This window comes from Sphaerisporangium dianthi, assembly GCF_042654065.1.
In the GTDB taxonomy this organism is placed as follows: domain Bacteria; phylum Actinomycetota; class Actinomycetes; order Streptosporangiales; family Streptosporangiaceae; genus Sphaerisporangium; species Sphaerisporangium dianthi.
In genome coordinates this window covers 61,599-82,457 of record NZ_JBHSFP010000004.1, presented here as the reverse complement: position 1 = coordinate 82,457, position 20,859 = coordinate 61,599, and the positions used below count along the sequence as shown (strand labels likewise).

The 20,859-nt window shown below is 72.0% G+C and carries 21 protein-coding genes; 9 read left to right on the top strand and 12 right to left on the bottom strand.

Annotated features, from left to right (window positions below):
• Positions 1-20 precede the first annotated feature (20 nt).
• Genes ACFO60_RS08240 through ACFO60_RS08230 form a run of 3 tightly spaced genes read left to right on the top strand, consistent with a single transcriptional unit; the run spans position 21 to position 2,720 of the window.
• Positions 21-626, top strand: a complete 606-nt coding sequence (locus tag ACFO60_RS08240; RefSeq protein ID WP_380838804.1) for an Rv1733c family protein — start codon at positions 21-23, stop codon at positions 624-626.
• A gap of 16 nt (positions 627-642) precedes the next feature.
• Positions 643-1,551, top strand: coding sequence for a universal stress protein (locus ACFO60_RS08235; RefSeq protein WP_380838803.1), 909 nt, complete (start codon positions 643-645; stop codon positions 1,549-1,551).
• The gene (locus tag ACFO60_RS08230; RefSeq protein ID WP_380838802.1) at positions 1,548-2,720 is read left to right on the top strand and encodes a M50 family metallopeptidase; all 1,173 of its coding nucleotides are present in this window, start codon (positions 1,548-1,550) and stop codon (positions 2,718-2,720) included. The genes ACFO60_RS08235 and ACFO60_RS08230 overlap by 4 nt, the downstream gene beginning before the upstream one ends.
• An 11-nt stretch (positions 2,721-2,731) precedes the next feature.
• On the opposite strand, the gene ACFO60_RS08225 is transcribed toward ACFO60_RS08230, so the two are convergent.
• From ACFO60_RS08225 to ACFO60_RS08215, 3 genes are read right to left on the bottom strand one after another with little or no spacing between them, the layout of a single operon-like run.
• Positions 2,732-3,343 carry a class I SAM-dependent methyltransferase gene (locus ACFO60_RS08225; protein ID WP_380838800.1) on the bottom strand — a complete coding sequence of 204 codons (612 nt, stop codon included), beginning with the start codon at positions 3,341-3,343 and terminating at the stop codon, positions 2,732-2,734.
• Positions 3,340-3,990: a TIGR04282 family arsenosugar biosynthesis glycosyltransferase gene (locus ACFO60_RS08220; RefSeq protein WP_380838798.1), complete on the bottom strand. Its 651-nt coding sequence runs from the start codon at positions 3,988-3,990 to the stop codon at positions 3,340-3,342. The genes ACFO60_RS08225 and ACFO60_RS08220 overlap by 4 nt, the downstream gene beginning before the upstream one ends.
• On the bottom strand, positions 3,987-4,652 hold the full coding sequence (locus tag ACFO60_RS08215) for a glycosyltransferase family 2 protein (protein WP_380838796.1): 666 nt from the start codon (positions 4,650-4,652) through the stop codon (positions 3,987-3,989). The genes ACFO60_RS08220 and ACFO60_RS08215 overlap by 4 nt, the downstream gene beginning before the upstream one ends.
• A 102-nt stretch (positions 4,653-4,754) precedes the next feature.
• Here ACFO60_RS08215 and ACFO60_RS08210 point away from each other — a divergent pair, with 102 nt between their 5' ends.
• Positions 4,755-6,374: a hypothetical protein gene (locus tag ACFO60_RS08210; protein ID WP_380838794.1), complete on the top strand. Its 1,620-nt coding sequence runs from the start codon at positions 4,755-4,757 to the stop codon at positions 6,372-6,374.
• Positions 6,375-6,416: 42 nt separating this feature from the next.
• Here ACFO60_RS08210 and ACFO60_RS08205 read toward each other — a convergent pair whose 3' ends face one another.
• The 4 genes from ACFO60_RS08205 to ACFO60_RS08190 all read right to left on the bottom strand — a co-directional run bounded on the left by ACFO60_RS08205 (position 6,417) and on the right by ACFO60_RS08190 (position 11,261).
• Positions 6,417-7,421 (bottom strand): NAD-dependent epimerase/dehydratase family protein, encoded by a 1,005-nt coding sequence (locus ACFO60_RS08205; RefSeq protein ID WP_380838793.1) that lies wholly within the window; start codon positions 7,419-7,421, stop codon positions 6,417-6,419.
• A gap of 152 nt (positions 7,422-7,573) precedes the next feature.
• Positions 7,574-8,599 (bottom strand): PP2C family protein-serine/threonine phosphatase, encoded by a 1,026-nt coding sequence (locus ACFO60_RS08200; RefSeq protein WP_380838792.1) that lies wholly within the window; start codon positions 8,597-8,599, stop codon positions 7,574-7,576.
• Between the two features lie 611 nt (positions 8,600-9,210).
• Positions 9,211-10,587 carry a sensor histidine kinase gene (locus tag ACFO60_RS08195; protein ID WP_380838790.1) on the bottom strand — a complete coding sequence of 459 codons (1,377 nt, stop codon included), beginning with the start codon at positions 10,585-10,587 and terminating at the stop codon, positions 9,211-9,213.
• Positions 10,587-11,261 (bottom strand): response regulator transcription factor, encoded by a 675-nt coding sequence (locus ACFO60_RS08190; RefSeq protein WP_380838788.1) that lies wholly within the window; start codon positions 11,259-11,261, stop codon positions 10,587-10,589. Before ACFO60_RS08190 ends, ACFO60_RS08195 begins: the two co-directional genes overlap by 1 nt.
• A 151-nt stretch (positions 11,262-11,412) precedes the next feature.
• Between ACFO60_RS08190 and ACFO60_RS08185 the strand changes: the two genes are divergently transcribed.
• Entirely contained in the window at positions 11,413-11,976 is a 564-nt protein-coding gene (locus ACFO60_RS08185) for a hypothetical protein (protein WP_380838786.1), read from the top strand.
• A gap of 135 nt (positions 11,977-12,111) precedes the next feature.
• On the opposite strand, the gene ACFO60_RS08180 is transcribed toward ACFO60_RS08185, so the two are convergent.
• On the bottom strand, positions 12,112-12,867 hold the full coding sequence (locus tag ACFO60_RS08180) for a helix-turn-helix domain-containing protein (RefSeq protein ID WP_380838785.1): 756 nt from the start codon (positions 12,865-12,867) through the stop codon (positions 12,112-12,114).
• 221 nt (positions 12,868-13,088) lie between these two features.
• Here ACFO60_RS08180 and ACFO60_RS08175 point away from each other — a divergent pair, with 221 nt between their 5' ends.
• Together ACFO60_RS08175 and ACFO60_RS08170 are read left to right on the top strand one after the other, a co-directional pair.
• Positions 13,089-13,757, top strand: coding sequence for a DUF4097 family beta strand repeat-containing protein (locus ACFO60_RS08175; protein WP_380838784.1), 669 nt, complete (start codon positions 13,089-13,091; stop codon positions 13,755-13,757).
• A 132-nt stretch (positions 13,758-13,889) separates the two neighbouring features.
• A complete protein-coding gene (locus ACFO60_RS08170; protein ID WP_380838782.1) occupies positions 13,890-15,119 on the top strand; it encodes a serine hydrolase domain-containing protein in 1,230 nt (409 codons plus the stop codon).
• Positions 15,120-15,139: 20 nt separating this feature from the next.
• Here the strand turns inward: ACFO60_RS08170 and ACFO60_RS08165 are convergent, their stop codons facing one another.
• Positions 15,140-15,355: a DUF2277 domain-containing protein gene (locus ACFO60_RS08165; protein ID WP_380838781.1), complete on the bottom strand. Its 216-nt coding sequence runs from the start codon at positions 15,353-15,355 to the stop codon at positions 15,140-15,142.
• 187 nt (positions 15,356-15,542) lie between these two features.
• Between ACFO60_RS08165 and ACFO60_RS08160 the strand changes: the two genes are divergently transcribed.
• Together ACFO60_RS08160 and ACFO60_RS08155 are read left to right on the top strand one after the other, a co-directional pair.
• A complete protein-coding gene (locus ACFO60_RS08160) occupies positions 15,543-15,821 on the top strand; it encodes a hypothetical protein (RefSeq protein ID WP_380838780.1) in 279 nt (92 codons plus the stop codon).
• Positions 15,822-16,001: 180 nt separating this feature from the next.
• A complete protein-coding gene (locus tag ACFO60_RS08155; protein WP_380838778.1) occupies positions 16,002-17,210 on the top strand; it encodes a hypothetical protein in 1,209 nt (402 codons plus the stop codon).
• A 144-nt stretch (positions 17,211-17,354) separates the two neighbouring features.
• Here ACFO60_RS08155 and ACFO60_RS08150 read toward each other — a convergent pair whose 3' ends face one another.
• From ACFO60_RS08150 to ACFO60_RS08140, 3 genes are all read right to left on the bottom strand, one after another.
• Positions 17,355-17,945, bottom strand: a complete 591-nt coding sequence (locus ACFO60_RS08150; protein WP_380838776.1) for a hemerythrin domain-containing protein — start codon at positions 17,943-17,945, stop codon at positions 17,355-17,357.
• Between the two features lie 204 nt (positions 17,946-18,149).
• Entirely contained in the window at positions 18,150-19,772 is a 1,623-nt protein-coding gene (locus ACFO60_RS08145; RefSeq protein ID WP_380838774.1) for a cellulase family glycosylhydrolase, read from the bottom strand.
• Positions 19,773-20,282: 510 nt separating this feature from the next.
• Positions 20,283-20,792 carry a hypothetical protein gene (locus ACFO60_RS08140; protein WP_380838772.1) on the bottom strand — a complete coding sequence of 170 codons (510 nt, stop codon included), beginning with the start codon at positions 20,790-20,792 and terminating at the stop codon, positions 20,283-20,285.
• Positions 20,793-20,859: the final 67 nt, after the last annotated feature.

Sequence of the window (20,859 nt, the reverse complement as noted above, 5' to 3'; positions counted from 1 at the left end):
CCCTGACAGGGAGGTGCCCCATGCGATCCTTGGCCAGGTGGACGATGCGGTGTGCTCGCCGATATCGGTTCGACCGCAACCCGTTACGCCGCCGCTCCGACCGCATCGAGGGCGTCGCCGTGCTGGTCACGCTGCTGGCGCTCCTGATCAGCCTGTGGCCCGCCGCCATCGCCGCTCACGTGGTCTACCAGCGGGGCCTCACCGCCGAGCGCGAGGAGCCGGTCCTGCGCAAGCACGTGACCGCCGTCCTGCTGGAGAACGCCGCCAGCACCAGCACGGTCTCCTCCCAGGGCGCCGTGCTCGGGATCAAGGCCAAGGTCCGCTGGTACACCCCGGACGGCCGGCCGCACACCGAGGTCATGGCCGTCCCCGCCCAGGCGAAGGCCGGTACCGCCCTTGAGATGTGGGTCGACTCCGCAGGACGCCCGGCCGCCGCTCCGCGGACGCATCCGCAGACGCTCGCCGACTCCGTCGTCGCCGGATTCGGCGTCATGGCCGGGGCCGCGGGCATCCTCTTCCTGAACCTGGCGCTCGTCCGGTGGCTGCTCGACCGCCGCCGCTACGCCGAGTGGGACGACGATTGGGCCGCACTCCACCGGCGGTGGCGGCGCCCGCGCCGGTCCTGAAGAACGGTGGCGGAACATGAACAGGCACGTTGTCGCCGGCGTCGACGGGTCACCACCCTCGCTGGCGGCCGTACGCTGGGCCGCCGGCGACGCCATGCGGCGCGAGCGGGGCCTGCTGATCGTCCATGTCGTCGACCCGTGGGTGTTCGACCAGCCGCTCGCCACCCCGCCGGGGTTCCGCGAGTCGCTGTCCGAGCGATCCGCCGCCGTGCTCGCCGAGGCCGCGGGCACGGCCCGCGAGCACTTCCCGGGGCTTGATACGCGGACGGCGACCCTGACCGGCACCGTCCGCGAGGAACTGCTGATCGCCGCCAGGGACGCCGAGACGCTGGTCGTCGGCAGCCGGGGCCTTGGAGGATTTCTCGGCCTGGTGCTCGGCTCGGTCTCGATGGGCGTCGCCGGACACGCCCGCTGCCCTGTCGTGGTCGTCAGGGACGCCGGACGGGCCGCCTCCGGCGTGCCCGCCGCGTACGGGGAGATCGTCGTCGGCCACGACGCCTCGCCGGAGTCCGACGCCGCCCTGGGGTACGCCTTCGAGGAGGCCGCCCGCAGGGGCGCCGTGCTGCGCGCCATCTACGCCTGGCAGGTGGACGTCTTCCTGCCGATGTTCGCGAGCTACACCTCCGACCTGGAAAGGATCTACGACTTCGGCAGGAGCGCCGCCCAGGATCAGCTGGCGCCGTGGCGGGAGAAGTTCCCGCGTGTGCGCCTGCGCGACTCGGTCGTGCGGGCCCATCCGGTGGAGGCCCTGTGCCAGGCGTCCTCCGAGGCCGACCTGCTCGTCGTCGGATCGCGGGGAAGGGGCGGCCTCGGCTCCGCCGTGCTCGGCTCGGTCGGCCACGGCGTGCTCCATCACGCCTACAGCCCGGTCGCCGTCGTGCGTTCGCGTCCCCTCAGCCCGGCGGACGGGAGCCCGGGCGGATGAGACAGAGTCTCCGGCTCGGCCGCGTGGCCGGCATCCCCTTGGGGGCGCACTGGTCCACGCTGGTGATCGTCGCGCTGATCGGCGGGGTGCTGGCCCTCTCCGTCCTGCCCGAGGCCGTCCCGGGGGAGAACGCGGTGCGCTACTGGATGGTCGCCGTGGCCACCTCCGTCGTGTTCCTCGCTTCTCTGCTCGCCCACGAGCTCGCTCACGCGCTGGTCGCCCGCCGCCGGGGGATCACGGTCAGGTCGATAACGCTGTGGCTGCTCGGCGGGGTCACCGAGTTCGCCGGCGAGGAGGCGAGGACTCCGAAGGACGAGTTCCAGGTGTCGGTGGCGGGCCCGCTCGCCAGTTTCGCCCTGTCCGGCCTGTTCTTCCTGGCGGCGCTGCCCTCCGAGGGCCCGGCCCTGCTGATCTCGGCCCTGCGGTGGCTCGCGCTGATGAACCTCGTGCTGGCCGTGTTCAACCTGCTCCCCGGGGCTCCGCTGGACGGCGGGCGGGTGCTGCACGCCTTCCTGTGGCGCAGGCACGGCGACCGCACCCGGGCGGACAGGTCGGCCGCCAGGGCGGGGCAGGCGCTCGGCATGACGCTGATCGCGATCGGCGGTGTGGAACTGATCCTCCTGGCCTGGACCGGGGGAGCGTGGACGATGCTGATCGGCTGGTTCCTCATCAGCGCCGCGCGCGGCGAAGGGCTGGTCCGCACCGCCCACGAGGGGCTCAAGGGCTGGCGGGTGCGTGACGTCATGACCCCGTCGCCCGACGTCGCCCCCGCCTGGCAGGACATCGACGACTTCGTGGAGAACACGGCGCTGCGCTCCCACCAGCTGGTGTTCCCCGTGGTCGACGTCTCCGGGCACTCGACGGGCACGCTCTCCCTCGAGACGCTGACGTCGATCCCGCCGGGACAGCGGCACGACCGCCGCGTCGCGACCGTGTGCAGGCCCCTGCCCCCCGACCACGTGCTCGACCCGGACGACGAGGCCGGCCGCATCCTCGGGCTCTCGTCCTTCACCGGCGAGCTGATGGCCGTGGTCGCTGACGCCGGTCACGTCGTCGGCATGGTCACCACCGCGGACCTCACCCGCGCCCTCCAGCAGGCCGTTCTCCGCACCACCGCGACTCCGCCCCGCCCGTCCCACGAGGACATGGGCACCGAGCCTCCCGGCTGAGCGCGCCGTCCTCAGCCGAGGGCGGCGAACCAGCGGCCGGCGGCGGTCCAGCAGTGGGCGCTCGGGAAGCCGGCGCGGCCGGCCAGCTCCGGCAGGTCGGTCGCCGAGACGGTCGCCCAGTCGAACCAGGCGCCGGCCGACCGTCCCCGCCGCAGTCTCACCCGGTCGACGCGGGTGGCCGTGCCCGGCGGGGCCACCTCGGCGATCACCGAGCCGCCGGGCCTGACCAGCTCACGTACCCGGCGCAGCAGCGCGTCGGGATCGCCGCCGATGCCGATGTTCCCGTCGGCCAGCAGGACGGTGCGCCACCGGCCGCTTCCGGGCACGTGGCCGAAGACGTCACGGCAGAGGGCAAGGCCCCCCGCGACCCGCGTGAGCCGCACGGCGTGCGGGGTGATGTCGATGCCCAGCGCGGGCAGGCCGCGTCTGGTCAGCTCGACGGTGAGCCTGCCCGGTCCCGAGCCCACGTCCAGCACGGGCGGCAGGCAGCGCGACAGCATCTCCTCGTCACCGTCGACCGGGCCGAGCCAGCGGTCCGACTCCAGGGGCCGGCGCGTGCCGTCGGCGTGCTCGACCCAGACCCTCAGCCCGGTCAGGGACGCCGCGTACAGCTCGCCGATCACCGCAACGCCCCGAGGCGGGCGAGCGCGCCGGCGAACCGGGTCCCCTCGGCCGCCGCCGCCACCTCGGCCGCGTCCTGCGCGGTGTCCACGTCGGTCAGGCAGGGCAGCAGGACGACGTCCAGCCCGGCCTCGCGCAGCCGCGCCAGCTGGGCGGCCCCGGTGCAGGACTGGGACATGGGCACGCCGAGCAGCAGGTCCGCCCGGGGGGAACGGAGGCCGAGCAGCCAGAATCCGCCGTCGGCCGCCGGCCCGAAGACGGCGTCGTGGGAGCCGAGCAGGGCAAGGGCCGTCGACAGCGTCTCCGGGGTGACCTGCGGCGTGTCCATGCCGATCAGCACGACCGGCTCGGGCAGCCGCCGGTGGGCGTCCTCGAAGGCCGCCGCCAGCCGCTCGTCCAGACCGCGTCCGCGCTGCGGCACCACCGCGAACCCGGCGGGCACCCAGGGGCCCGGATTCCCCTCCAGCGCCAGCACGCGCCCCGCGGCCGGGACGCGGGCCACCGCGTCGAGCGTGTCGGCCAGCGCCGCGGCGGCCAGCCCCGCGGCCTCCTGTGGGGTGAAAGGCGGGGTCAGCCTGGTCTTCACCCTGCCGGGCACCGGCTCCTTGGCGATGACCACGACCTGGCCACGGGCTCGCGCCTCTCTCATCGGGCGCTCCCCTGAGCGGCCATGACGCGGCGCATGTCGCCGATCGCGCGCAGGGTCCCCCTGACCGTTCCCGTCACCTTGGAACGGCCCGCCCGCGGGAGGTAGTCGACCTCCGCCTCGGCGATGCGCCAGCCGGCCGCCGCCGCCAGCAGCACCGTCTCCAGCGGGTAGCCGAACCGGCGGTCCGCCATGCCGAGCGCGACGAGGCCCTCGCGGGACGCCGCCCGCATCGGCCCGAGATCGTGGAGCGGCGTGCCGGTCCTGCGGCGCAGCCTGCCGGCGAGCACGGCGTTGCCCAGGCGCGCGTGCGCGGGCCATGAGGCGTCCGCGCTGAGCCTTCGGCGGCCGAGCACCAGCTCCGCCCGCCCGGCGAGGACGGGATCGCTCACCCGGGGGAGCTGCCGGGGGTCGAGGGAGGCGTCGCAGTCCATGAAGCAGACGACGTCGGCCGTCGCCGCGACGAGCCCGGCGTGGCAGGCGGCGCCGAAGCCCCTCCTCGGCTCGCTCACGACGCGCGCGCCGAGGCGGGCCGCCACTTCGGCCGATCCGTCGGTGGAGCCGTTGTCCACCACGATCGGGCGGTAGCCGGCGGGCATACGCTCGAGCACCCAGGGCAGGGCGGACTCCTCGTCCAGGCAGGGGAGCACCACGTCGATCTCCATGCCTGTGACCGTAGACGCCCGTGGGCCGCCCAACCCTTACGAGGTGATGACGTGCGTGCCCGTGCCTGTGGGCGGCGGCCGGTGCGTGCCTAGTGTGGCCTCGTGATCGAACCACCGGCGCGACGGCGTCGTCCGCCGGCCCCGTCCGTACGAGGCTTCGAAGTCGCCGCGACCGGCTCCGCCGCGGCACGACCGGCCGCGACCGGCTCGGCCGTGCCACGGTCCGCCGAAGGGCCGGGGGCGCGGGCGGCGGTGGCGGCGTGGGCGGGGCTGATCGCCTGCGCCTTCGCGGCCGGCGGCGTCCTCCACGCGCTCGGGGTGCTCACCATCGACCACCTGCCGCCCCTGCACGCCCACTTCCGGGTGCTGACGGTGACGCTGCTGCCCGCCGCGGCCTTCGCCGCCGTCGCGGTCCGGGCGCTGCCCCGCCTCACCGCGCACGGCGGGTTCGGGCGCGCGCTCGCGCTCTCGTACGGCTGCGCGCTGGTGTGGACGGTGCTTCTCGCCGTCTCCGCGGAAGGACTGGCGGCGCCGCTGGCCAGGTCGACGGAGTACCTGGCGGTGCTGCCCGCCGTGGGCGACGACCCGCTGGGCTGGCTCAGGACGTTCACCGAGCGCCTTCCCGGCTACCCGACGCACGTGCGCGGGCACCCGCCGCTGGCCGTTCTGCTGCTCTGGGCGCTCGCGCGGGCCGGGCTGCCGGGGGCGTCGCCCGCATCCGTGCTGGTCGTCACCGTCGGGTGCTCGGCGACGGTGGCGATAGGGATCGTGGTGCGCGAGCTGGCGGGCGAGTCGTCCGCACGCCGGGCCCTGCCCTACCTCGCGCTCACCCCGGCGGCGGTGTGGATCGCCACCAGCATGGACGCCTTCTTCGCGGGAGTGGGCGCCTGGGGGGTGGCCTTGCTCGTCCTCGCCGGTCACGGCGGACGCGGACGGCGTCGCCCGCGCACATGGCCCTCGCCGCTTCGCCGCCCGCGCACAAGCCCCGCGACGGCACGCGGCCCGCGCGAGAAGTCCGCGGCGCCTCGTGGCGCCCGCACGTGGCCTGCGGCGTTTCGCCCGCCGCTCTGCGGGCTCGCGGCGGGAATCGTGCTCGGCTCCCTGCCGTATCTCAGCTACGGACTGGTGCCTTATCTGCTGATCCCCCTGGTGGCAGGCGTGGTCGCCCGCGTTCCCCCTGCGGCGGTGGCGGCGGCTCTGGCCGGCGCGGGCGCCGTGTCCGCGGCCTTCGCCGCCGCGGGGTTCCTCTGGCCCGCCGGGGTGCTGGCCACGCACGCCGAATGGGCGGCCGATCCGGGCTCGGCCCGGCCGTACGCGTACTTCCTGGTGGCCAATTTGGCGGTCCTGGCCCTGATGACCGGCCCCGCGACCGCCATCGGCCTGTCACGACTCGCGACGGCCGTGGGCCTGTCGCGGCTCGCGACGGCCGTCGGCCTGTCCCGGTTCGCGCCCGCCGCACAGGCCGCCCGGCCGAGGCGGGGAGAGGCCGCGGTGCTGATCATGCCCGGGACGCGCGCCCTGGCGGCGCTCGTGGGAGCGGCGCTGGTGGCCGTGCTGGCCCTGGACGTGAGCGGGGTGACCCGCGGGGAGGTCGAGCGCATCTGGGTGCCGTACGCGCTCTGGATCGGGCTGGCCGCGAGCATGGCGGCCGGCCGCCGCCGACTCGCCGTCCAGGTCGTCACCGGCCTTGCGCTTCAGGCGCTGGTGGTCTCGCCCTGGTAGGCGCGCCCGCGTGGGACGCGCAGGGGCGGGAAGCGGGCCGGGTCAGCCGAGGGGGGCGGCGGCGAAGGACTTCATGCCGTCGGCGAAGGCGACGGTGGCGTGGAATCCCAGCTCGCCGGTCGCGCGGGCCGGGGAGGCGACGATGTGCCTGACGTCGCCGAGGCGGTACTCGCCGGTGATCACGGGCTCGGGTCCGCCGCGCTCGGCCGCGAGGGCGCTCGCCATCTCGCCGATCGTGTGCGGCTCGCCGCTCGCGACGTTGTACGCCCGCAGCGCGCCGGGCGTTCCCTGCGCCCGCGCGGCGGCGACGTTGGCGGCTGCCACGTCATGGACGTGGACGAAGTCACGGCGCTGGCGGCCGTCCTCGAAGACGCGCGGCGCGCGGCCGGCCTCCAGCGCCGAACGGAAGATGGCCGCGACCCCAGAATAGGGCGTGTCCTTGGGCATCCTCGGGCCGTAGACGTTGTGGTAGCGCAGCGCGACCACCGTGCCGCCGGTCTCGCGCGCCCAGTTGGCGGCGAGGTGCTCCTGCGCGAGCTTGGTGGTGGCGTACGCGTTGCGCGGGTCGGGCGGCGCGTCCTCGCCGATCGTGGCGCCGGCCAGTTCGGCGCCGCAGGCTGGGCAGCGCGGCTCGAACACCCCATCGGCCAGGTCGCGGGCCGTGCGCGGCCCCGGACGCACGCGGCCGTGTTCGCGGCAGTCGTAGGCCCCCTCGCCGTACACGACCATGGAGGAGGCCAGCACCAGGCGGCGCACATCGCGCCGGGCCATGGCGGCGAGCAGCACGGCGGTGCCGTGGGCGTTGACGGAGACGTAGTCGGGAAGGTCGGCGACGTCGACCCCGAGCCCCACCTTGGCCGCCTGGTGCACGACCAGGTCGGCGCCCGCCAGCGCCCGGTCCACGGCCTCGGCGTCGCGCACGTCGCCGGCCGGGCCGTACGGCGTCCGCCGCAGGTCGAGGCCGGTGACCTCGTACCCGGCCGCGCCGAGGGCCTCGGCGACGTGACTTCCGATGAAACCGGCCGCGCCGGTGACCAGTGCTCTCACGCCGCCGACGCTAGTCACGGGCGCCGCGGATCCGCAGAGGGAACGGCGAGACGTTCGCAGCTCGTAAGAACCGGGGGAGACCGCTGAAGGGATGAATGAGACCAGGAGCCCCCCGCCCGCTCAAGGGTCGCGCGGGCGGGGGCGGGTGGTGATCAGTTGTCGCGGCAGCGCAGGAGGAGCATCGCGGCGTCGTCGTGCAGGGGCGCGTCGACGTGGGCGACCAGGTCGAGCCGGAGGGACTCCAGCGCGGCCTCCGGATCGTCGTCCTTGAGCAGGAACGCCCGGTCGGCGAGCGGGTAGAAGCGGCCCGAGCGGTCGCGGGCCTCGATCACCCCGTCGGTGTACAGCAGGATCTGGTCTCCTGAGGCGAAATCGACCTGGTGGGGATTGGGGCCCTCGACCTCCAGGGAGGCCAGGCCGAGCGGCGGGGCGGTGTCGTCGGGCTCGGCCAGCGTGATCTCGCCGTTGGCGCGCAGGATCAGCGGCGGCGGATGGCCGTAGTTGAGCAGCGTGAGCCGTCCGCAAGGGTCGGCGTCGACGAGGATGGCGGTGACGAACTCCTCGCCCGACAGGCGCCGGTTGAGTGCCTTCTCGAGCCGGCCGCTGACGCCGCGCAGGTCGGCTTCGTCGTGGGCGGCTTCGCGGAACGCGCCGAGCACCAGCGCCGCGGTCTCGACGGCCTCGAGGCCCTTGCCCTGCACGTCCCCGACGATGGCCCGGACCCCGCCCGGGCCGGTGACGACCTCGTACAGGTCGCCGCCGATGCGCGCCTCGGCGTTGGCCGAGGTGTAGGAGACGGCCGCGCGCAGGTGGCCCGCACGCCGCGGGACCGGCCTGAGCAGCACCCGCTGCGCCACCTCGGCGACGGAGCGGACGCTCGCGAGCTCGCGCTCGCGCCGCTGCCGCCCGACCGTGGCCAGGATGCTCGCCGCGGTGACGCCGATGATGGAGATCAGGCTCATGTTGCTCTGCCGGTCGCCGAGGACGCCCGAGTACAGGGCGAGGAGCAGCGACAGGAACAGCGCCACGGCGCCGATCAGCACCGTGCGCCGGACGCCGCCCACCAGGCTGGCGAACGCGGGGCCGACCGCGAGCAGAGAGAGGTACCCGAGGTCGGGTCCTGAGATGAGGTCGACCGCGGTGACGATGCCCAGGGAAGCGAAGGGCAGTGCGCCCATGAGCCGCTGCGTTCTGCGATTGACCGCGCTCATAGGCGGCGCCCCGCTGCCGGGACGGGTCGTTGTCGACGCCGGTGGTTCGTCACGGGATGCCTCCGCGGAATAGGTCCATCTCGGTGGAATGCCGACCAGACTTCCCGGTGCTCCGCGGCAACTGTAACAAGGCGGTGAAACGGCGAACAGCGTTCAGGCCTTACGCGACGGCCACAGACGCGGGCTGCGCGGCTATGGGGATGACGGGTCGGGGCATGCCCACGAGCCGGTGAATCGGACAGGGGGCGGCGCTCGTGCGGAACACGCTCACCAGAAGAATCTTGAGTGGCTACGAAACGGGATAAACGCCACCGTTTCCCACTTATGTCAGCAAGCACCTCGATGACCTCACAACAGCAACGATCTGGACGCCCTCCAGCGTCGGAAAGCCGGACCGAGCCTGCCCGAGCGGGATTCCAGCCGGGAGGTCTCTGAAGGGCTCATGAATCGAACCTTACTCTGGGATCGGCCAACTGGGACCGATTCGATATAGGTCCTCGGCTTTCCGTGTGCAGTCCGTCCCAAAGCCCTCCGATAATGCTTCAAGACGATAAATGATGTTCAGGCGGATAGTTTGGCTATGAGTCGTTTGTGGAAGTTTGTCGATGCGCGGGCAGGCGGACGGTGAAGCACGCGCCGCCCCCGGCTCCGGTGACCGCCACGGCGCCGCCGTGCAGGACGACGATCTCCCGGACGATCGCAAGGCCCAGGCCCGAGCCGCCCGCGTCCCTCGTGCGGGCCTCGTCGAGCCTGGTGAAACGGTCGAAGACGGCGTCACGGTCCTCCACGGGGATGCCGGGGCCGTCGTCGCGCACCTCCAGCACGGCGCCGTCCCCGTCCGGCCCCTCGGCGGCCACGCGGACCTTGACCGACGACGACGCGTGCCGCACGGCGTTGTCCACCAGGTTGACGATCACCCGCGTGAGGTGCGGGCGGGAGCCGCGCACCACCACGTCCGGCTCGACGTCCAGCTCGACGCGGACCCCCGCTCGCGGGCGCGGGCGCAGCGACTCCTCCGCCGCCACCTGCCCGAGGTCCACCTCGCCGGCCCTCGGCGGCGCCCCGGCGTCCAGAGCCGCGAGCAGCAGCAGGTCGGCGGCCAGCGACTGCAGCCGCCGCACGTCGCACAGCGCCTCGACGACCGTCTCGCCCGGAGGGGCCAGCTCCAGGCGGGTGCGCAGCGTCGCGATCGGGCTGCGCAGCTCGTGGGCCGCGTCGGCGACGAACCGCCTGTGCTGCTCGACGGCCCTCTCCAGGCGGTCGAGGGTGGCGTTGACGGTGCGGGCGAGCGCCGCGACCTCGTCCCGCGCCGCCGGCACGGGCACGCGGCGATGCAGGTCACGGGAGGTGATGTCGGCCAGCCGGGCCCGTATGCCGGACACCGGGACCAGGGCCCGGCCCACGAAGAACCAGGTCATCGCGGCCACCAGCAGCAACAGGACCGGGATGCCGAAGATCAGCAGCCGGTTCAGCGCCCCCAGCGCCTCGTGCGCCGGGCCCAGCGAACTGCGCGCGATGACGGTCACCGGCCCGGCGTGGGTCTCCACGACGGTGCTGACCGTCGTGTACTCCCCGGCGCCCCAGCCGGGGCCCGGGTCCTCGGGAAGTCCGATATGGACGTCCGGGTCGGGGACCGTCCGCAGGTCGCTCGGCGCGCCGGACGTGGCCTCGTCGATGATCGTGAGCGATGCGCCCTTCGTCGAGGCGGGGGCGCCGGCCACCTTCGCCGGGCCGGGCGAAGGGGTTCCCTTCGCCCGGGATCCGGGGAGGGCAGGCACGGGGCCGGCGGCCAGGCGGCTCGCCGCCAGCCCGGCCCGTTGCGCGGCCTCCACGTTCGCGCCGCGCTCCAGGTTGGCGCGCAGGGTCATGGTCAGGGCGACGGCCGCCGCCGCGAGGGCGACCGCGACGATGAGGGTGGCGGCCACGGTCGCGCGCACCCGGACCGACCACCGCATCAGCTTCGCCCGTCGAGGCGGTAGCCGGCGCCCCGCACGGTGACCAGCGAGGAACGGCCGAACGGGGTGTCCACCTTGCGGCGCAGCGCGCTGATGTAGACCTCCACGATGCTCGGATCCCCTTCGTAGGCGAAGTCCCACGCCTGCCGCAGCAGCTCGGCCTTGGAGACCACCTCGCCGGGCCGCCGGGCGAGGCCGTGAAGCACCGCGAACTCCTTGGGCGTGAGGGCGATGTCCACCCCGGCTCGGCTGCACCGCATCCCGGCAGGGTCGACCACCAGGTCGCCGACCATCAGCGCGACCGGCCGCTCGCGGCCGCCCCGCCGCACGAGGGCGCGCAGCCGGGCGAGCAGCACGACATACGAGAACGGCTTGGACAGGAAGTCGTCGGCCCCGTTGTCCAGCGCCTCGGCCTCGTCGTACTCGCCGTCCTTGGCCGTCAGCATCATGATCGGCGTCCAGTCGCCCCCATCGCGCAGGCGCCGGCAGACCGTGTACCCGTTCAGCCGGGGCAGCATCACGTCGAGCACGATCGCGTCGTAGGGGTTCTCGGCCGCCATCCACAGGCCCTCGGGCCCGTCGTGGGCGATGTCGACGGCGAAGCCCTCGTTCGCCAGACCGTTCTTGACCAGGGCCGCCAGGCGGCGCTCATCCTCGACCAGTAGCACGCGCATGGGTCAAGGGTGCCTGAAGCCACCTGAAAGGCGGCTAAAGATCATTTCGGCCGGCTTCAGGGTGGCTTCAGGTGCCCGTCGGCAGGCTCCTTGTTCAAAAGGACCCGCGAGGCCGGCCCGTGACGGGCCGGCCGGTCACAAGGAGAAGCCCATGATCACCAAACGCCTGCGCGTGGCGCTGTCCGCCGGGGTGCTCGGGGTGGCCCTGGCCGCCACGCTCACCGCCTCCGCGAACGCCGACAACGCATCCGGCGACGAGCCCACGGCGCCGCCGCGGGTCTCCCGCGTCTGCGGGCACACCATGATGGTGGTGCACAAAGACGGCAAGGTCTACGTCGACGACGGCACGGGCCCCAAGGAGCTGAAGCCCGGCGAGGCGGCGCCCGCCTTCCCTGCCCTGCCGCCGACCGGTGCCGTGCCAGAGGGGGCGACACCGGTGCCGGTCCCGCCCCAGGGCGAGGGCGTGCCGCCGGCCGCGGGGGCGCCGGAGCCCGGTGAGAAGGGGGAGAAGGCCGAGAGCCTCCGGGTGGAGGACGGCACCGGCGAGAGTGGGGCGACTCCGGACGGCGACAAGAAGGACGCGGTCACGTTGTCGTGCGCCCTGCCGGCCCTGGACCCGGATGGCCCGAAGCACCGCAGGACCCTGGGCACCCAGCAGGAGGACGGCCAAGGCCCGGAGACGCGGCGGACCCCGGAGGAAGAGCAGGCCGAGTAGGCCCGGGAGGGGGCGCGACGGGCGGGGCGTCCGACGAGTGACCGCCGTGAGTCGGCGGGCGCGCGCATCGGGGGCGCGGCGGTCACTCGCGCCCGTCGAGGAAGGCGAACGGATCGCGGCATGCTCGGTGAGCGTCTATTCGCGATCCGAACCGGGCGTGGCGGTGCCGCCCGGGGCCGCTTGGGCGTTCGTGTGGAGGACCTCGCGTGCCTGTTCCGCGGCGCGGGCGATGCTCTCGGAGACGAAGTCGAGGAAACGGGCGATGTTCTCGAGACGGGCGGCGGCCGGGGTGCCGGGGCCGAGGACGCCGACGCCCTGCCGTGCGATCTCGACGAGCTGGGCGTTGGCCCGGGCGCTGGCGATCATCGACTGGTACCAGAGCTCGTCGTCGACGACGTAGCGCTCGCGGCGGCGTTCGTCGCGTTCGCGGCGGACGAGCTGCTGGCTCTCCAGAAACGTGATCGCCTTGGAGATGGACGCCGGGCTGACCTGGAGGCGCTGGACGAGTTCGGACGTGGTGAGGCTTCCCGCGTCGGTGGTGTAGAGGCAGCCCAGCACCCGGGACATCATCTTGGGCAGGCCCGACTCCATGAGGATGGTGGTGAACGTCTCCTCGTACTCGCGCACGGCCTCGGCGTCGCGCCCGTGGGGCTGCGGGGGCGCCTCCGCCCCCCTCGGCGCGTCCTGCCTGCGCCGGTGTGTGCGGCGTTCGGTGGCGCGGTGGGCCAGGTCGGCGCGGTAGGCGGTGGGGCCGCCGTTGCGCATCACCTCACGCGTGACCGTCGAGGTCGGACGGTCGATGCGTCTTGCCACCTCCGCGTAGGCGAGGCCCTCGGCCAGCCCCAGCGCGATCTGCTGGCGGTCCTGCTGGGTGAGCCTGCCTCCCGGCATCGCGATCTCCTTCGTGTCCCTCCGATGCTGAGAGCATAGCGTTCACTCCCAAGCGATTGCAACACACAGAGAGCTGTTGTTGCGTTACCGGCAGAGCCACTGCAACGATTATCTAGCTACTACCTGCGTAAACGCCTATCGTTCGCAACGATGATGTTGCAGGACTCCTGAATGCAACGTAGCGTTTCCGGTGTCGGAAACAACGAGCACAGGAGAGCACGATGCAGAAGTTCGACACCCCCGCCCCGATCTCCGTCGTCCTTGACATTCCCGCGGGGCGCGTCCGGTTCATCGCCGCCGACCGGGCCGACACCTCGGTCGAGGTCCTGCCCGCGGACGCCTCGAAGGGGCGCGACGTGAAGGTGGCGGAGCAGACCAAGGTCGAGTACGGCGACGGCGTCCTGCGCATCGAGGCGTCGGCGAAGAACCAGCTCCTCGGCGCTTCCGGGTCCATCGAGGTGACGGTCCAGCTTCCCGCGGACTCCCGCGTCGAGGCCAAGGCCGCCAGCGCCGAATTCCGCGCCGTCGGACGGTTCGGCGACGTCGCCTTCGACGGCGCGCACGGCTCGATCAAACTCGACGAGGCCGCGAGCGTACGGTTGACCACCCTCGCCGGTGACGTCTCGGTCGGCCGTCTCAACGGTCCCGCAGAGATCACCACCGGAAAGGGCGACATCCGCGTCGCCGAGGCCGTGCGCGGCACGGTCGTGCTGCGCACCGAGGCCGGCGACGTGTCGGTCGGCGCCGCCGCCGGGGTCTCGGCCTCCCTGGACGCCGGCACCTCCTTCGGCCGGATCCACAACGCGCTCAAGAACACCGAAGGCGCCGACGCCCAGCTCGGCATCCACGCGACCACCGCCTACGGCGACATCGTCGCCCGCAGCCTGTGACCCGCGGCCTCTGAGGAGCACCGCCGTGACGGCGCCCGGCGGCGCCTGATCTCCCCTGTGAGATGGCCCTTGGACCGGCGCCGCTCACCCTCGATCACTATCTGTGCATGAACGGAAACAAGGAGTTTCACCATGGAAACGAGCAACGGCGGCTTCTCCGAAGCGGGGCTGCGCAGATTGCGTGCGGTGCTGGCACGGCATGTCGATTCCGGAAGGATTCCCGGGCTTGTCGCTTTGGTCGGCCGGGGCGGTGAGACGCACGTCGAGGCGATCGGGACGATGCGCCACGACGGTGGCGCCCCGATGCGCCGGGACACGATCTTCCGGATGGCCTCGACGTCCAAGCCGGTCGCGATCGCGGCGGCGATGGTCCTGCTGGACGAGTGCCGGCTTCGGCTGGACGACCTTGTTGAGCAGTGGCTGCCCGAACTCGCCGACCGGCGGGTGCTCAAGCGGATCGACGGCCCGCTGGACGACACCGTGCCGGCACGGCGGCCGATCACCGTACGGGACCTGCTGACCTCGACGTTCGGGCTCGGCATGGACATGACGTCGCTGGGCACGCCGATCATGGGTGCGATCTTCGAGCAGGGGCTCACGCCCGACCTGCCGGAGCCGATGCCCGAGCCGGACGAGTGGATGCGCCGCCTCGGCACGCTCCCGCTGATGCACCAGCCCGGAGAGCGCTGGCAGTACCACATCAGCAACGATCTGCTCGGGGTGCTGGTGGCCCGGGTCACGGGCCGGTCGTTCGAGACGTTCCTGCGTGAACGCATCTTCGGCCCGCTGGGGATGACCGACACCGGTTTCCACGTGCCCGCCGGCGAGATCGACCGGTTGCCGACCCTCTACGCCCCCGACCCGCGCACCGGAGAGTTCAACGTGTGGGACGAGGCCAAAGAGGGCCGGTGGAGCCGGCCTCCGGCGTTCCAGGGCGGCGGGGGCGGGCTGGTCTCCACCGCCGACGACTACCATGCCTACTTCCGGATGCTGCTCAACGGCGGGATGCACGGCGGCGAGCGGATCCTGTCCCGGCCCGCCGTCGAGCTGATGACCACCGACCGCCTCACCCCCGGCCAGCGAGCCGTCCGAACCGCCATGGCCACCGACAACGTCCACGTGTCGTTCGGCCAGGGGCAGCACGGCGGCTGGGGATTCGGGATGGCGGTGCGCACCTACCGCGGCGACTACGCGCCCGTCGGCCAGTTCGGCTGGGACGGCGGAAGCGGCACCTCGACCTACGCCGACCCCGCCAACCGGCTCACCGGCATCCTGCTCACCCAGGTCGGCATGTCGGTCCCGGACTCGGCACGGCTCATCCACGACTTCTGGACCACGGTCTACCAGGCGATCGACGACTGATGCCGAGCCCGTCCTGGCGCTCAGCGGGTGAGCGACTTCAGCTGGAGCTCCTCCAGCAGGGTGTTGGTCGCCGCGGCGACGGCCTCGACGGCTCGCTCGAAGGCCTCGGTGTTGCGCGCGGACGGGGCGCGGAACCCCGAGATCTTGCGGACGTACTGCAGCGCGGCGGCCCGCACGTCCTCTTCGGTGACGTCACTGGTGTAGGGCTCGCGAAGGGTCTTGATGCTCCGGCACATGAAAGGGACGGTACGTCATGGGCGCGGAAGGCGGGGCATCGCGCCGGCAGGCCTGGGGTCACCCCAGGCCACGGCAGGCCCGAGCTTCGTGATCTTCGCGAGGCTCCGTAAAGTCCCCGCCAAGCGGCGTTACCGGACATCTTCCGCCGGGGATGGCATTGACATCTCTGACTCGACGGAGGCCGCCATGGCGCAGAAGACGACCGCCGCCCCGGAGCGCGACGCCTCGGAGGACACCGGGCCCGGACGGGCCGCCGGGCGTCCCGGCGTGACGTTGCCGCTGATCGGCCGGGTGGTCATGCCGTCGCCCGACCGGGTGGCCTTCTACGTCGCGCTGGGCCTGCTCAGCGCCTTCGAGATCATCGAGTGGCCGCTGGCGCTGATCATCGGTTTCGGGCATTTCCTGGCCGAGCAGCATTTCTCGCGGGCTTTGCAAGGCGTGGGGCAGGCGACGGAGGCGGTCTGAGACGCCGGGTTTTCCGATCGCGAGCGAATACCGTCATGCGCGGTCATCGAAACGGGAACGCAAACGCAGCAACAAGTCTTGATATGGAGTGGAATCGGCGTTTTGCGGATCTGGTTGTGGTCCGTTCGGCTCGGGTACATGGTCCTCGCCTGCCGAAATAGGACAAAAGGAGTCATATCAATGACTTTCAACCCTTTGGAACAGCAGGGAATCCCGCTGGACCAGCAACTGCGCAACTGGCGGGAACTCAACGTCCCCCAACTCGACCCCGACCACTCCGATCCCTACGCCCGATGCCGGGTCATCGCCATGAACGGCCTCGAGATCGAAGCGGTGATGTTCAGCCACCAGTTCGCGCGGCGCTGCCCCGACCTGGACGTGCGCCGGCAGCTCGCGGAGGTGCGCTACATCGAGCAGCAGCAGCAGAAGGCGGTCAACTGGCTGCTCCCCGGCCTCGCGTCGGTGCTGGAGACCACGATCGCCTACGAGCAGGTGGCCGTCGACCTGACCGCGTGGGTCGCCCGGATGGAGCCCGACCCCTATCTGAAGCAGGCGTTCGAGTTCGGCATGCTGGAGGACTTCGATCACCTGTACCGGTACGCCAACCTGTACGAGCTGATCGAGCACCGCAAGGCCGAGAAGATCGTCGACGCGCTGACCGAGGTCATGCCCGGACGCCCCACGCCGCTGCACCACCGGCACCCGATCGACAACGTCCGCGACCACTACGACAAGGACACCGCGAGCCCGCTCTCCAAGCTGCACACCCTGACGATCATGGCCGCCGAGCAGCAGACCATGAACTTCTACATGAACGTCGGGCCGGAGTACATGGAGCAGATCGCCCGCCAGCTGTACCAGGAGATCGGGCTGATCGAGGAGGAGCACGTTACCCACTACGAGTCGCTGCTCGACCCGAATGAGACGTGGTGGGAGCAGCTCGTCAACCACGAGTACAACGAGTGCTACATGTACTACTCGTTCATGGAGACGGAGTCGGACGACCGGCTGAAGGCGATGTGGGAGCTCCATCTCGCCATGGAGCTGGAGCACCTGCGCATCGCCTGTGATCTGATGCGCCGCCACCAGGGACGCGAGCCGGCCGAGATGCTGGCGCCGCGGTTCCCCGCGCCGGTGACCTTCGAGCCGAACAAGTCCTACATCCGCGACATTCTCGCCACGCAGATCGACCTGACCACGCTCGGGACGGGCTACGTGCGCGACGCCCACGAGCGGTTCCAGCGCTTCCAGGACCGCTTGCACGGCGGCGAGACGGCGCCGAGCGATCTGGTGCTGGAGGAGACCCGGGCGAAGTTCGGGCAGGACTACCGGATGGAGACCGAGGGCCCGCACCCCGTGCCCAGCATGCGCCGCCCTGCGCACCACTGACGAACCGGGCCCGCCACGCCCGGTCACCGGCGAGGCCGGCGGAGGAGGGACGGCAGGCGCCGGCCCGCCCGGACGAGGCGGGCCGGCGCGGTCGCGTTCAGCGGACGGGGGGCGCCGGGCCGTTCAGCGGACGGGGCGGGCAGGTCAGCGGCGTCCCTTCCTGCCCATCGCCTGGCGGACCACGTCGCGGACGCGGTCCATCATGGCGGTCGGGGTGCCTATCAGGACGTTCTTGGTGGCGGACTCCACCCCCGGATGCGGGTGCGTGGGGGCGAGCGCCTCTGCCGCCTTGACGCCGAGCGCCATCGTCCGCCGCTCGGCCGAACTGGTCTCCCTGACCAGCTGGGCGAACTCGTAGCGCTCCTCCGCCCGGGCGTGCTCCTCGACGGCCATGCGCAGTTTCTGCAGGTGCGAGGGGAACGACGCGTCGTCGGTGCCCCGCTCCTCCATCAGCGTGAGGAGCTGCTTGGCCTCGTTCTCCTCGCGCAGCCGTTCGTCGACGACGGCGTCGCCGCCGTCGAGCGCGCGCCTGGCGTACGGGTGGACGATCTCCTCCTCGGCGGTCTCGTGGACGGCCAGGAACCGCACGAGATCCTGGAACGCCTCAGCCCGTGCGTCCCCGGTGGCCTGCTCCACTTCGTCGAACATGTCCCTGATGGTCGCGTGCTGGCGGATCAGCAGCCCCACCACGTCGTTCTCGTCCATCAGCTCGGGCATGGTCTTGCTCTTCGCCATTGCGTTCCCCTCGTGTTCTCGCCGCGGTGCCTCGGGTTTCTCGCCGTCGGGCAATGAAAACCTTCCCCACCGCCGCGAGGGACACGGACATCTACCGGTAAGACCCAGCAAAGAGGTCATATGCGTTGCAAAGGCATATAGGGCAATGAGCGGCAATAAAAAAGCGGGGGTACGGCCGAGTGGCCGTACCCCCGCCCGTGCCGGTCAGGAGGCGGTGCAGGTGTAACCCGACGGCACCGAGGTGTTGCCGCTGGGACGTTCGCCCTGGAAACCGAAGGTCGTGCTGGCTTTCGCTCCCAGGGAGCCGTTGTAGGAGGCGTTGCGGGCGGTCACCGTCTGCCCGCTGGTGGTGAGTGAGGCGCCCCACGACCCGACGACGGTGTGCCCCGAGGGCAGGGTGAAGGTCACCGTCCAGCTCGTGACGGGTGAGGTGCCGGTGTTGGTGACCGTGACCGGCTGGACGACGTAGCCGTTCCCCCACTGGCTCTGCGCGGTGGCGGTGACGCTGCATCCGCCGCCGCCGCCTCCGGCCGTGGTGGTGAAGGTCACCAGGCTGGAGTTGCCGGAGAGGTTCCCCGCGCCGTCACGGGCCCGCACGTAGACCTGGTACTGCGTGCTCGCGCTCAGGCCGGTGAGGGTGATGGAGTTGGTGGCCGTCTGGCCGAGCTGCGGGTCGGTCGCGCCCTGCTCCCGGTAGACGTTGTAGCCCGCGAGGCCGGAACCGCCGGAGTCGGTCGAGGCGGTCCAGGTCAGCGTGGCGCCCGAGGAGGTCACGCCGGACGCCGCGGGAGTGCCCGGCGTCGTCGGAGCCGTCGTGTCGGACGGGTTGCCGCCACCGAAGATCGTCGCCTCCTTGGCCGTCTGCCTGATGCCGTTGGCGCCGTTGAAGATCCGCTGCCCCCAGGAGGTCAGCGCGCTGGCGTTGAAGTTGGTGACCATGTCGAGGTACTCGACGCCGCCGCCGTTGCCGCTCCACGACCAGCCGAGATAGCCGACGCCGCGCGACTGCGCCTGCGACATGATCGTGTCCTCGTCGGGGTTGCCGTCGGAGTGGTTGTCGCCGAACTCGCCGATGACCAGCGGCAACCCTGCCGTCTGGAAGGCGCCGAGGTAGGCGTTGATCTCCGCGGCGGTGTCGAAGACCCCGTACATGTGGATGGAGAACACGGTGTTGCGCTGGGAGTCGGCGGCGGCGACGGCCGCGGCGTTGTCGCGCATGACGAACTGCCAGTCCTGGCCCCAGTTGGGCGCGTCCACCATGATCAGGTGCTGGAAGCCGTTGCCGCGCAGCCGGCTGATCGCGCTCGAGGTCGCCTGGGTCCAGCCGCTGACGTTGTTGTTGCCGTACGGCTCGTTGCCGATGTTCAGGACGACGTAGTCCTCCTGGCCGGCGAGGGCGCTCTTGACGCTGATCCAGTAGTCGACGGCGGCGTCCAGCGTGACGGCGCCGCTCTGCTCGCCGTAACCGGTCGTGTCGTGGTTCTCCAGGATGCAGATCAACCGGTTCGCCTTGCACTGCGCGATGACGTTCGCGACGTCGCTCGCGCCGTTGGCCGGCCAGCGGCCGCCGCTCAGCACGATGCGCACCGAGTTGGCGCCGAGGGACTTGATGCCCGCGAGCGAGGAGGCGGTCTGGCCGGTGTACCAGGCGTGGGGGAGGCTGACGCCCCGCAGGATGAGGTTGCTTCCGTTCGCCTCGACGATGTTCCTGCCGCTCACGTGCAGCCCCACGGCGGCGTTCGCGGGTTGTGCGGCGACGAGCATCGAGAGGAGGAGGGCGAACAGGGGGATGATCGCCGCCCCCGCCATCCGGAGTCGCTTTTTCATTGGTCACCTTTCGTGGGGGAGCAATTAACCGGTTAAGTCAATCGGCATGATCGGCCTTCGCCCGCGGGAAGGCCGGGAAAGCGGTGCGGGCGCCCCCGGCACCCGCACGCGGATCGTCAGGAAAGGAGTTTCTGCGCCTTCGGTGGCGGGGCCGCCTGGGGACGCCGGGAATCGTCGGTTGTGGGAGCGCTCCCATGTTCGGCGCATCCCGCACGGATGTACAGCGCGTGCGCGGCCCGGCGAGCGCGGCGCGACCTTCCCGGCTCGGCCGCACACGGCCGGAGACGTCCGCCCGCCCTCGCTACATCGCAAGACGCCACCGCGACGCGGCGCACCCGCCCGCGCCCCGGCGGTGAGACGCGGGAGAACAAGCTGAAACTTTCAACTCGCCGGGACGCCCGGACATCCGCGCCCGGGCTCCCGTTCACGAGCGCAGGCCGTCCTTCACGAACAGACGTCCCGCGGCGCGGCGCGCCACCGCGAGGGGACGCCGTGCCGCATGGCCGCCGGTCAGAGGAACATGCTCTGCGGCACGGTCACTCCCAGGCTGGAGATCGGGCAGAGCTTGTCCAGCCCCGCGGCGATCTCGGGCACGACCTCCAGCGTCGCGCGCACGACCGGGTCGGTGACCTTCAAGTACGCCAGATGGCGGATGCCGTGGGCCACCACGTTCGCCACCGTCATGTCGACCGGGCTGGGAGTGGCCGGCGCGCCTCCCCTCGCCACGCGCATGTAGGGCAACCGGACGGCGGGCAGGTGCGTCCAGGGGTCGGGGCAGACCGCGTACGTCAGCACGACCTCGCCGCCCGGCTCGTACCGCCAGCTGGTGGAGTGGACGGTCACGGCCGTCTGGTCGGCGCTCACCCCGGACACGCGGCGGGCGGCCTGGTCGGGGCTCTCGCCGGGAAGGGGCGTGGTGACCAGCCGGCGGTACGCCCAGCTGCCGGAGAGGTCCACCCTCAAGGCCAGTGTCTCTATTGTCACCGTCGTCGTGGAAGTGGCGATCTCATCTGTCAACATGCGCTTCCATCCCGTCCTCGGCCCACCGGTGGCGCCCCCAACAGGGCTATTGCAACGAGTATGCAGG

Excerpts from the sequence above, each read along its gene's own strand:
- ACFO60_RS08240 (WP_380838804.1), top strand. The coding sequence starts at position 21 with ATGCGATCCTTGGCCAGGTGGACGATGCGGTGTGCTCGCCGATATCGG.
- ACFO60_RS08235 (WP_380838803.1), top strand. The coding sequence starts at position 643 with ATGAACAGGCACGTTGTCGCCGGCGTCGACGGGTCACCACCCTCGCTG.
- ACFO60_RS08230 (WP_380838802.1), top strand. The coding sequence starts at position 1,548 with ATGAGACAGAGTCTCCGGCTCGGCCGCGTGGCCGGCATCCCCTTGGGG.
- ACFO60_RS08220 (WP_380838798.1), bottom strand. The coding sequence starts at position 3,990 with ATGAGAGAGGCGCGAGCCCGTGGCCAGGTCGTGGTCATCGCCAAGGAG.
- ACFO60_RS08215 (WP_380838796.1), bottom strand. The coding sequence starts at position 4,652 with ATGGAGATCGACGTGGTGCTCCCCTGCCTGGACGAGGAGTCCGCCCTG.
- ACFO60_RS08200 (WP_380838792.1), bottom strand. The coding sequence starts at position 8,599 with ATGGGCGCACTGCCCTTCGCTTCCCTGGGCATCGTCACCGCGGTCGAC.
- ACFO60_RS08195 (WP_380838790.1), bottom strand. The coding sequence starts at position 10,587 with ATGCGGTGGTCGGTCCGGGTGCGCGCGACCGTGGCCGCCACCCTCATC.
- ACFO60_RS08190 (WP_380838788.1), bottom strand. The coding sequence starts at position 11,261 with ATGCGCGTGCTACTGGTCGAGGATGAGCGCCGCCTGGCGGCCCTGGTC.
- ACFO60_RS08185 (WP_380838786.1), top strand. The coding sequence starts at position 11,413 with ATGATCACCAAACGCCTGCGCGTGGCGCTGTCCGCCGGGGTGCTCGGG.
- ACFO60_RS08180 (WP_380838785.1), bottom strand. The coding sequence starts at position 12,867 with ATGCCGGGAGGCAGGCTCACCCAGCAGGACCGCCAGCAGATCGCGCTG.
- ACFO60_RS08175 (WP_380838784.1), top strand. The coding sequence starts at position 13,089 with ATGCAGAAGTTCGACACCCCCGCCCCGATCTCCGTCGTCCTTGACATT.
- ACFO60_RS08170 (WP_380838782.1), top strand. The coding sequence starts at position 13,890 with ATGGAAACGAGCAACGGCGGCTTCTCCGAAGCGGGGCTGCGCAGATTG.
- ACFO60_RS08165 (WP_380838781.1), bottom strand. The coding sequence starts at position 15,355 with ATGTGCCGGAGCATCAAGACCCTTCGCGAGCCCTACACCAGTGACGTC.
- ACFO60_RS08160 (WP_380838780.1), top strand. The coding sequence starts at position 15,543 with ATGGCGCAGAAGACGACCGCCGCCCCGGAGCGCGACGCCTCGGAGGAC.
- ACFO60_RS08155 (WP_380838778.1), top strand. The coding sequence starts at position 16,002 with ATGACTTTCAACCCTTTGGAACAGCAGGGAATCCCGCTGGACCAGCAA.
- ACFO60_RS08150 (WP_380838776.1), bottom strand. The coding sequence starts at position 17,945 with ATGGCGAAGAGCAAGACCATGCCCGAGCTGATGGACGAGAACGACGTG.
- ACFO60_RS08145 (WP_380838774.1), bottom strand. The coding sequence starts at position 19,772 with ATGAAAAAGCGACTCCGGATGGCGGGGGCGGCGATCATCCCCCTGTTC.
- ACFO60_RS08140 (WP_380838772.1), bottom strand. The coding sequence starts at position 20,792 with ATGTTGACAGATGAGATCGCCACTTCCACGACGACGGTGACAATAGAG.